Annotated in this window: 14 protein-coding genes; 12 read left to right on the top strand and 2 right to left on the bottom strand. The window is 44.2% G+C overall.

Features of this window, described 5'->3' with window-relative positions:
• Positions 1–266 precede the first annotated feature (266 nt).
• Positions 267–491, top strand: coding sequence for a hypothetical protein (locus NG798_RS26260; RefSeq protein WP_261226682.1), 225 nt, complete (start codon positions 267–269; stop codon positions 489–491).
• Positions 488–874, top strand: coding sequence for a type II toxin-antitoxin system death-on-curing family toxin (locus NG798_RS26255; protein ID WP_261226681.1), 387 nt, complete (start codon positions 488–490; stop codon positions 872–874). Before NG798_RS26260 ends, NG798_RS26255 begins: the two co-directional genes overlap by 4 nt.
• A gap of 91 nt (positions 875–965) precedes the next feature.
• Here NG798_RS26255 and NG798_RS26250 read toward each other — a convergent pair whose 3' ends face one another.
• Positions 966–1223 carry a hypothetical protein gene (locus NG798_RS26250; protein ID WP_261226680.1) on the bottom strand — a complete coding sequence of 86 codons (258 nt, stop codon included), beginning with the start codon at positions 1221–1223 and terminating at the stop codon, positions 966–968.
• 18 nt (positions 1224–1241) lie between these two features.
• The gene (locus NG798_RS26245) at positions 1242–1592 is read right to left on the bottom strand and encodes a hypothetical protein (protein ID WP_261226679.1); all 351 of its coding nucleotides are present in this window, start codon (positions 1590–1592) and stop codon (positions 1242–1244) included.
• Positions 1593–1940: 348 nt separating this feature from the next.
• Here NG798_RS26245 and NG798_RS26240 point away from each other — a divergent pair, with 348 nt between their 5' ends.
• The 10 genes from NG798_RS26240 to NG798_RS26195 form a co-directional block, all read left to right on the top strand.
• Positions 1941–2135, top strand: a complete 195-nt coding sequence (locus tag NG798_RS26240) for a hypothetical protein (protein ID WP_261226678.1) — start codon at positions 1941–1943, stop codon at positions 2133–2135.
• 341 nt (positions 2136–2476) lie between these two features.
• Entirely contained in the window at positions 2477–2950 is a 474-nt protein-coding gene (locus NG798_RS26235) for a hypothetical protein (protein ID WP_261226677.1), read from the top strand.
• 473 nt (positions 2951–3423) lie between these two features.
• Positions 3424–3912 carry a helix-turn-helix domain containing protein gene (locus tag NG798_RS26230; RefSeq protein WP_261226676.1) on the top strand — a complete coding sequence of 163 codons (489 nt, stop codon included), beginning with the start codon at positions 3424–3426 and terminating at the stop codon, positions 3910–3912.
• Positions 3827–4495: a hypothetical protein gene (locus NG798_RS26225; protein ID WP_261226675.1), complete on the top strand. Its 669-nt coding sequence runs from the start codon at positions 3827–3829 to the stop codon at positions 4493–4495. Before NG798_RS26230 ends, NG798_RS26225 begins: the two co-directional genes overlap by 86 nt.
• A gap of 32 nt (positions 4496–4527) precedes the next feature.
• Positions 4528–4827 (top strand): hypothetical protein, encoded by a 300-nt coding sequence (locus tag NG798_RS26220; protein WP_261226674.1) that lies wholly within the window; start codon positions 4528–4530, stop codon positions 4825–4827.
• Between the two features lie 328 nt (positions 4828–5155).
• Positions 5156–5341, top strand: coding sequence for a hypothetical protein (locus NG798_RS26215; protein ID WP_261226673.1), 186 nt, complete (start codon positions 5156–5158; stop codon positions 5339–5341).
• 2 nt (positions 5342–5343) lie between these two features.
• Positions 5344–5658 carry a hypothetical protein gene (locus tag NG798_RS26210; protein WP_261226672.1) on the top strand — a complete coding sequence of 105 codons (315 nt, stop codon included), beginning with the start codon at positions 5344–5346 and terminating at the stop codon, positions 5656–5658.
• Positions 5659–5670: 12 nt separating this feature from the next.
• Positions 5671–5946 (top strand): hypothetical protein, encoded by a 276-nt coding sequence (locus NG798_RS26205; RefSeq protein WP_261226671.1) that lies wholly within the window; start codon positions 5671–5673, stop codon positions 5944–5946.
• Positions 5947–5956: 10 nt separating this feature from the next.
• Positions 5957–6853, top strand: coding sequence for a hypothetical protein (locus NG798_RS26200; RefSeq protein ID WP_261226670.1), 897 nt, complete (start codon positions 5957–5959; stop codon positions 6851–6853).
• Between the two features lie 9 nt (positions 6854–6862).
• Positions 6863–8160 (top strand): hypothetical protein (locus NG798_RS26195; protein ID WP_261226669.1); only part of this gene is annotated, 1298 nt, incomplete at its 3' end.

The raw sequence follows: 8160 nt of genomic DNA, 5'->3' as shown, positions 1-8160 counted from the left end.
GACCACCAGAAAGACAAAGAACCATGCAACTGCCTGATGGTCGTAGATTAGCTTGGTCGGAATGGGGGCCGGTGGATTATAAGCGAAGTGATTAACCTTCAGCTATCCTTTATATTGGATTCATGGATGTGTTCACTTCTTGTTCAACCATGAACCAATAGCCCGTTTTTGTTCCTAAATGTTAAATTGGGGGAATATGGATAAATAAGTTAAACTATAAAGTCAGACTTAATTTTTGATAAATCACAAGATTTTAGACAAACAATATGCCTCAAAAAATCCGTCAAAAAGTCGTTAAGTTAGCCACTGAATTACCAGAGGAACTGTTGGCAGAAGCTCTGGTATTTTTACAGACTCTCACCGAAAGAGGACAGAAAACTGAATCGGATAACTCTGTAACCTCTGAACCGTCTGATTTTGACAAGGCAATGGTAGCTTATCAGGTGATTAGTGAGAAGTATAAAAATGCTTTACGGGAATTAGCTCAATGAAGGAACCGATATGGATATCTGAAGAAATTGTAGAAGTCATCCATCAAGATCAGATTCGGCAGCATGGTGGCGGTTTAGGGGTCAGAGATAAAAATCTCTTGGCTGCGGGTTTAGCAAGACCCCGACATTTATTAGCTTACGGTCAACCCGATTTATTTGACTTGGCCGCTGCTTATGGTTATGGGTTAGCCAAAAATCATCCATTTATTGATGGTAATAAACGCACAGCTTTTGCAGTAATGGCAACTTTTTTGTTGGTGAATGGCTATTTATTAGAAGTTCCAGAAATGGATGTGGTGCAAAGGATGGAACAATTGGCAACTGACCGAGAAACTCAGGAATCTTTAGCCCAATGGCTAAGGAAAAATTCTGTATTTCAGTAAAGCCGAGGTTCCTGTAAAATAGGACATGATGTAAAGTTTTGTTAAGAAATAGTAGGCTTAGGCTAGTACATACGTTCTGCCGAGTACAGACTTAAGGTGGAAAATGCCTCTGTCCACCGGCCATTAACCAGTACCACCGGCCACCGGCCACAAACCAGCACCAGCAATACCAACGGTCGTATCCGCCACCGGCACAGAGGCGATAATCCCAAAGCCACCGGCCCTCTATTCTACTGGCATCCGAGGGATTCAGCCCATCAACCAACCGACTCATCAACCAACCGATTAACAACCACATAACCACCGGCCCCCTACTCAAGCAACACCACCCCTGAGATTCAGGCGTCACAGACGAGGCTTTTGGTACTTATCGAGTAACGGAATCTGTGACAAACTGCTCAAACCCGGTGGGGGGAATCAGCAAGGACTCGGAGATCCAACCGGCCCTCAAAGATGACAATACCAACCCCTCAATCCAACCGGCTTCCCCTCGGTTTAACCGGCCCCTTGGTTCAACCGGCCTCTGAATCCACCCGACTACCCCCCCGATCCATCTGTGACAACCGTTATCCCATCCGTTCATCAACCCACCGGCGAGACGAAGCGTACAGATATTCCGTTGGCTCTTTAGGCCACCAGCATTGAGTACAGTCCCACCGGCCACCGACCATAAACCACTCTTCGAGACGAAGAGTGGCAATCGCGTACCACTAATCATAAGAATGTCCGTTTTGTGGTGCCGGTGCATAAAAAATCTTCACCATTTTTCGGCAGTTTCAGAATGTCCCCACGATGAATGAAGGGGAAGCACCGGGAGTTGGGGGACAGAAAAATTAAACCATAATATTTTAGACAAGCTGATGCCGGTGTTGAAATCGTTGGATATTTTAGACAAGCTGATGCCGGTGTTGAAATCGTTGGATATTTTAAAGAGGCCGATGCCACCCTTCAATAGTTGAGTTTTACGCCGCTGCCGATGTTGGTGTTGAAATCGTTGGACATTTTAAAGATGCCGGTGCCGATGTTCAGTTGTTGGATGTTTTAGACAAACTGGTGCCGGTGTTGAATGGTCGGATATTTCAAACAGGCCGGTGCCGATGTTGAAATCGTTGGCTATTTTAAACAGGCCGGTGCTGGTGTTGAATGGTCGGATATTTTTGACAGGCCGGTGCCGGTGTTGAATGGTCGGATATTTCAAACAGGCCGGTGCTTCCCAGGAAAGGCCGGATGTTTTAAAGATGCCTGCGCCGATATTGAATAATTGAATTTTTTAAACAGGCCGATGCCACCTTATAAATAGTAGATATTTTTGGCAGGCCGGTGCCACCGCGCTCATAGTTGAATCTGGTAGCGTCAGCCACCGGCTCGGAGATTTATTAGTGCTGGTGCCGGTGTAGAACATAATTTTTGCCAGCGTCTTTAGAGAAATTTCCTTATATCCCAGATTTTTACCCCATCATTATTTTATGAGTTCACCTTAATTTTTTTTATAATTTCGCTCTCTCTTGAACATTGAGGAGACACTAAATTTTTTTTACTCCACGAATTGGCGGAGATTTGGTTTAATAAAACTACTCTTCAATAGTAACTGAGGTTTTTTATATGGATGAAAGACAGTGGTTTAATAAAATCAAACCTCATCAACAGGCAAGCCAGATTATAAGGAGTACAGAGCACAACCCCGCCACAACCTTGGTTGGGGAACAAATCGTAAGCTTTTTGATGAAACGCCTTCCCCTAGAAATCACTGAAATACCGACCAAAGATGAACAGTATAAAGTACGGAACAAACAATTTGTTGATAGCTTCTGCCGGAAGTGGATTCCTCGCTTATATGGGATCAACGAATACAATCCTCAATACCGAACTGCTTGCCTGTGTGAATTCATTCGTTGGTATGTCGTATTTGGGGTTGCCATAAACTACAACACCGCCAAAGCTCATTGGTACTGGGAAGCCGAGACACAAGGCAGCGTACCAGACAAATTAAGAATGGTGGCCGGTTTTGCTGACATTATCTACTCAATCCTCTGGGGCTTGGGAATCAAACTACGCTACCGCATTCAAACTTTCTGAATTCTGCTGTGGCTGGCTCTACTGGAAGGCGACAGCACCGACACCTTGCTAAAATCCTCTCAAAAAACGGGAAAAGGGCTTGACAAATTTCAAAAATGTTTATTACTCACCTCTGATAATAAGATGCTCTCAAAAAACGAGAAAACCTCTTGACAAAATTGGGGTAAAGGGTTCTACAGATTAAGAAAAATAAATGGGATTTAGGTAAAGAAAATCGCTCTCAAAAAACGTGAGAAACCCTTGTCAACTTAAGTTTGGGGGAGTTTTAATAAATATCACCACTGAAACTGCGGTTCTGATCCGAAACGAATCTGGTTTTCTACGACAGCCAACTAGCTTTCACAGAAAGTTGGGTTCGCTTTTAGTAAAACTGAGCCAAGTATTTAGCGAAAGCCAACCGAAAGCCTACCAGATGCCAATTGAAAGGGCGGGTTCAGTATTAAATTTTTTACGGGGAGGAAGTAATAGGATGAATGCCTAAAATACCAAGAGCAATTTTGTACAAATATGGGGGATTCAGTAGAAGCCAGCTTTGCAGTTTGCTGGATATTAGCTACCCCACCTTGAGAAAATGGGTACGAGAATGCCAACTACCAATCGAAGACTACGGGAGAGCAAATGAACCATTCTCATGTGTAGATGTGTTGACGATTATTTACGCATGGGTAGGGATTCAGGTTTTCTCTTACTCGTACAACAAATACCGGACAAAGGTGGTAGACACCGGCCATGCAAGATCCTTTGAAGTAGTGTTCAAAGAGAGAACAGGCGGAGGCGATTTAAGAGCAGCGTTAACTGCAATTCTTCCAGAAATCACTCATCCGGGCCATCAACAAGCCCTCAAATATTTACTAGACCATCTAAAGGAGCAAGAAAATGAGAATCGTAGAAATAGCAACACAGCTAAAAACGGACAAACTACAGGTAGAACAAGCGTGTACAGTGCTTGGCCTGCAAGTTGATGGTAAGGGGAATATTGACAATAATTCAGCCATACTAAAAGGCAGAATTGATGTATTGGCCATCTTTACTTCCCTGCAAGAACAACTGTTAAAAGCAAATGCTGACGGCAACAGTTACACACTGGTAGACATTGCTCAATTGATGGTGGATAGCTACACCGGCCCCCAACAAACCACGATTCAAAAACCCCAAGCTACCACCGATAAATTCACCTTAGATAAACACTTTGAGGAGACCTATGGTGTGAAGCCGGGAGATTTAGTAGAGGGAAGCCGGCTGCATTTGCTGTATGAAAAGTTGAAAAGGGAACGTGGCACCGGCATTTATTTGTTAGGTGAAACTTATCGGATGTGGTTAGCGGAGGCCGAAGCAGCCCAAGAAGGCCGGTTAGATATTGAGATTCAGGAGGGCGATGACGAAAAAAAAAGGGAACTTGCAGTATTGGCAACCGAAGATATGGAATATCTGGGGAACATTATCCAGACAGCCATCACGGAAACTCCGAGAGCATTTGGACGGCGGTTAATCACCGGCTATGCGACGAACTCACCCAAACAAATCAGCGGCTCGCCCACGAACTGACCCGAAAGCTGCGTACTGAATTTTATGAACTTGTGCAAAATCGGTTGGTTGAAATTGAAGACGAGGCTAACAGAGAAAACCGATTTCTACAACAAGAACTCCAACTAACTGAAGAGGAGCTTTATAAAAAGGCGCAAACTCATGGCTTTCTTACCACCGGCAGCACAGCAATCTCAATGATGGTGGGTGCAACAACCGGCCCTCTAATTTTCCCAAACCCCACTCCATCTATCTCAATTGCTGCTGGTGGCATCCTCATCGGTATTCCATTGGCCGGTGTACTAACAATAGTTCTCAACAAAATCATGTGGAGCCACAACTATGAAGCCTAACCTTTCCATCAACCTGTCCGCTGAAGTTTATTTGACAAAACGTACCATTGCTCACCGGCAGTACAGCGGTATCAATGATGGTCGGTGGTGGAATAGACTCTCTAGTTTTACCAAATTCTGATGAGAGCGGTTTCTTAGGGAGCCGGTGCAGCAATAATTGGATTTTCTTTGACCCTACCATCAACGTTTTTCTCAATTAAATTATCTGGAGACAAGATTATGACGACTGACCAAACCGAAAAACTATCGGCTGAGGTTTACTCTCTCAAAACAGATTGTCAGCCACATCCGAGAACTCATTAATAACAGCCAGGCCGGTGATGAATTTGTGGGAGAAATTCTTGAGCATTATCAAGCCGACATTTCCCAAACCGCCGAATGGTATGTGAAAAAATTGGCAACACAAGATAATCAGAACGTCCCCACCAATTTAGATTACGAAGTGATTGGCACACTAATTGAAGGGTTCGTGGCATTCCTCAAAGAGAAACATAATCTTCAAACTCAACCATAATCATGTCACCCTACCAACCTCAATCAGAGCTTGATTCTTTCAAGTTAGGGGAAACCCAAGCATTTCAGTTTTTCGATACCTCCCCCTCAGATATTGTGGAAATCGAAGCAGAAGAAATCATCAGTAATCCCTCTACCAATCAAGCTACTCCCACCTCTCACAGTACAGTAACATTCGTTGCCAAAACCCGTACCCCCTGGTTAATGGTGATTGCCGGTGGAACGTTAGTCAGTATTGCTTGTATGAGCTTTTTCCTACTCGGATTAAACACCGGCCTCAAACTTAACCAAACCCAACCCATTCATTACAACAAATAAGGAGAAAAAACTATGTTCCGATTATTAGATAAAGCCATGTCTGTTGCCACCGGCGCCATGATGGGATATCTAGTTTCAATACCAGGACTGGCTACTGTTGGTGCAATGAACATTGGAGGGGTGATAGGAGCCGCCACTCTTATGGTTAATCCCACCTTAATTTTCATGTCATTTACCCTGGGAGCAATTCTTTTATCACCCTTCTTTTTAGATTGGGGTGCAGAAGAAAAACCTACCCCAACTAATTCAGTAGAACGAGTGTGGGCCAGTGTGAAAATCAGGAATTGAAGAGGGTAAAATGTACGACCTAAATGCAGCAGGATTTATTCACGATCCGCCACCAGAACATCCATTTGGTAAACAGCAATCTCCCAATCAAAATGAATCTACGGTTTTCTTTGCGAAAACGGGGTCAAGAGAGGAAATACCAGGGGACAGGACGAATAAACGAAAAGAAGAAACCGAACGCCAGAAACTGTTAATTTTCTTGATGTGTTGCTTTTCAGTATTTGCTGCTCTTAGCACTGCCGGTGTTCTCCTAATGGGTACGCCAACCCAAACAATTGCCGAAGGTTCATCCGAATTAATTGCTGAATTAGATGCGAATAAAGCCCTACTGGAAAGCTTGGTTGTCACTGACTTTAAACCAAATGTCACAAGTAGTAATTCAGTGGGGGAACTGCAAAAGCTATGGTTGAATATTGGTTCCAAAGAACGCTCAACCGCTAAAGACCGGCTAAGTAAGTCTGGAGATGTTTGTAACGCTTCCAACCAAACAATTACCACCTGTCTTTACCAGAAGCAAGCTGAAGCGATTCAACCGTTAATCTGGCGGATTGCTGCCGGTGAAAAGTTTGCCCTGGTTAGTCTGGATAAACCACTCAAGCTAACCAAAGATAAAAAACTAAATCCCAGTAGTGCAGAAACACCGGCCTATCCAGAATTAGCCATGTTTACAGCATTAGGTTGGTTAATGGGAAACAACCAAGCCAATTACGAAACCGCGTATGATTTCGAGTTCGGGTTAGCTGGGCTGGAAACATTACAAGGTGATTTAGCCGCAGCCCGTACAACGAGATTAGCTTCCGAGAACCGAGTAGATGCGGCAACGCGATTGAAACAAATCAACAACTGGACAGCCAAACAATTAGAGGAGTTTCGTAAGGAACAAGCCTTAAAGAAACCTCAAAAATAAGGAGGGGTAATGAATAAAGTTGTAACATCGGGGGTGCAAATAATCTTGGGGACGATTTTAATTATCTGTGCCATGCTCCCCCAAGAAAAACAAACAATTGACCCAACCAAAACCAAACAAGACCTTCCTCAGAAGACGAGTATTCCATTCGCTGGTTTAATTGCCGGTGCCGGTGTATTCATCACTCTTAAAGGGTTAGGTGAATTGTATTTTGGATGGGTGAAAGCAGAAGACGCAGATACCATCCAACAGGCTGACCACCAACCACAATACCGCAGTCCACCGGCCTACCATAACCACCAATCTCAACCAGTGCAGTCGGTCTATCAAAACCGCCAACCTCAAGCAGTACCACCGGCCTATCAACAACCCCCTTCAGCACAACCGGGCTTTCAAAACCGCCAATCTCAGCCCACTTATCAGCAATCCCAAGAAACCTATCACCAATCTCAACGAGTACAATCGGCCTCCCAAAACCACCAACAACCAGTATCACCGGCCTATCAAAACCGCCAACCTCAACCAGTACCACCGGCCTATCAAAATCACCAACAACCAGTACAACCGGCTTATGAGAACCACCAACAATCACAAGGTAAACGGAACCAAGGCCAACATTATCAACCACCCCATTATCAACAACCAAACTATCAATTTACCAATGAACAATCGCCATTTGAGGAGGATTTGTGGGACACGGAAGCTAACACTATTGAGGAGCAACCTTTAAATCTACCTGTACAAGGACAATCCCAAAGGGAGCCGGTTGATCCACCATTTCCTAATGGGGATGCCGGTGTAAAAAACCGGGGGTCGGTTGACCAACCCTTTCTTACTGTGGGTAAGGGCACAAAACGGGGGCCGGTTAGCCACACATTTCTGGATGAAACTGCTGGATATAGTTATGTGGCTGCCGGTGGAACAAGAGGAGAAACTGAGCATACTATTCTTCTTACCGAACAGCTACAGCATAATATTCTCAGTTGGGTATTATCGGGATTACCTGGTGCCGGCAAAACCACAATATTGAGGGCTTGGTTAGCCCAAACTGTAAAGTACAGTAAAGACGTTCAGTTTTTCATCAACGGATGGAAGGGGGATGATTGGTTAGGGCTGGCTGCTATCCCTGGGGTTTACAAACGGAACTACCGCGATAAGAGTAATCAACCAGTATTAGATGGCTTCTTTTCCCAAGTAAATGCCGTCTCCAACATTTTGCATCAGCGCCTACCTTTAGCAGAAAATCAAAGGAATAACCTTCCTAAAGTTTGGTTAGTTTTAGATGACTTTTTTGCCACTTCTAACGT

The sequence above is a fragment of the Ancylothrix sp. D3o genome, from assembly GCF_025370775.1.
Classification (GTDB): domain Bacteria; phylum Cyanobacteriota; class Cyanobacteriia; order Cyanobacteriales; family Oscillatoriaceae; genus Ancylothrix.
This window is presented reverse-complemented; position numbering and strand designations above follow the sequence as displayed.